The sequence below is a fragment of the Limnospira sp. PMC 1279.21 genome (assembly GCF_032349615.1).
Classification (GTDB): Bacteria; Cyanobacteriota; Cyanobacteriia; order Cyanobacteriales; family Microcoleaceae; genus Limnospira; species Limnospira fusiformis.
On sequence record NZ_JARPLU010000544.1, the window covers coordinates 1 to 452 of the forward strand.

At 41.4% G+C, this 452-nt stretch carries 1 pseudogene; it reads left to right on the top strand.

Features of this window, described 5'->3' with window-relative positions:
• Positions 1–73: 73 nt before the first annotated feature.
• A pseudogene (locus tag P5683_RS25860) lies at positions 74–452 on the top strand (IS1 family transposase); the annotation flags it as partial.

Genomic DNA, 452 nt, shown 5'->3' on the forward strand with positions numbered 1-452 from the left:
AATTTTCGGCAAGGACTAAATGCTCTATCCCTTGTACAGCAATCAGTCTAGCTCTATTGTCACCCTCTCAGGTTCTGATGTCAAAGAGCTTTGTGTGAAAATGTCCCTCAATGGCATGGGATTTCGAGCCATTGAGAGAGTCACTGGTATTTCTCACAACACAATACTTAACTGGGTTAGAGTTGCAGAAACCCACATTGATGAGGAAAACTATGAAATTCCTGAAATAGCTCAAATTGATGAGCTTCAGACTTTTGTGGGTTCAAAAAAAACCATCTGGGTCTGGACAGTTGTGAATACCAAACTGCCTGGAATTCTGAAGTTTGTCATAGGCGACCGCTCATTGCTGACTTTTACCACATTATGGCAAATGATTCAGGGCTGGGCTTGTTTTCTATATATAGCACAAGACAGAATACTTAGGACGTATAATGGAGAGGACGAGATGACTA